Here is a 911-nt window from a genome sequence, read left to right on the forward strand (position 1 = left end):
AAGTGGTACATCATCACCCGGTCGTAGCCGAGCAGGTCGGCCACCGCGTCGACGGTCAGCCCGCGGAGCTCCTCGACGGTCCGGGCGACCGCGAGGCGCTGCATCACCGCGTGCAGGGTCGCCAGCCAGGCCTCGGGTCCGCGGTCGTGCCCGGGTTCGAGGTCCAGCAGCAGCAGCCCGTCCGGGCTGCGGTGCACCAGGACGTCCATGGCCGAGCCGCAGAGCTCCACCGGGACGGGGTCGGCGGGCTCGGCGAGGTCACGTTCGCTGGCCCGGGCGATCGCCTGCGCGGCGTCGACGCCCACCAGGGTTGCGAGCCCGTGGCCCAGCACGTCCTGGACCGGCCGGCCGGTGAGGGTCGCGACGTTGTCGCTGACCTGCACCACCGCGCCGGTGCCGGGGTCCACGGCCAGGAGCAGCCCGTGGGGTTGGACCGCCCCGGGGCGGTCGATGCGCTCCTGGGCGCACTGGTCCAGCCGGCGCAGCTCGTCCGGGGCCCTCAGCACGTCCGACTCGCTCACGGCCACCTCGTCCTCTGCCCTGCGCCACCGGGACGTGGCTGCGCAGGGGCCACGCTAACCGAGGGAAGGGGGCGCAACGGTCAGGTGGGGGTGATCACGGTGATCCCGGGCGTGCCCACCGCCCGCCCGAACGCCTCGAGGGCGGCGGGGGCGAGCTCGAGGGGGACGGTGCGGGTGACGAGCTTCTCGGGGCGCAGCACCCCGGCGGTGACCTGGCCGAGCATCGGCGGGTAGTCGTGGGCGGCCATGCCGTGGCTGCCGAACAGCTGCAGCTCCCAGGCGATGACCCGGCCCATCGGCAGGGGGGCGTGGGCGTGGGTGCCGAGCAGCAGACCTGCCTGCACGTGGCGGCCGCGGCGGCGCAGGCTCAGCACGGACGCGACCGCGGTG

Annotated in this window: 2 pseudogenes; both read right to left on the reverse strand. The window is 75.4% G+C overall.

Annotated elements, in window-relative coordinates:
- Positions 1–521, reverse strand: a pseudogene (locus N869_RS15500) (hypothetical protein); the annotation flags it as partial.
- An 80-nt stretch (positions 522–601) separates the two neighbouring features.
- Positions 602–911, reverse strand: a pseudogene (locus N869_RS18120) (alcohol dehydrogenase); the annotation flags it as partial.

Origin of the sequence: Cellulomonas bogoriensis 69B4 = DSM 16987, assembly GCF_000767165.1 — a bacterium.
Lineage (GTDB): Bacteria > Actinomycetota > Actinomycetes > Actinomycetales > Cellulomonadaceae > Actinotalea > Actinotalea bogoriensis.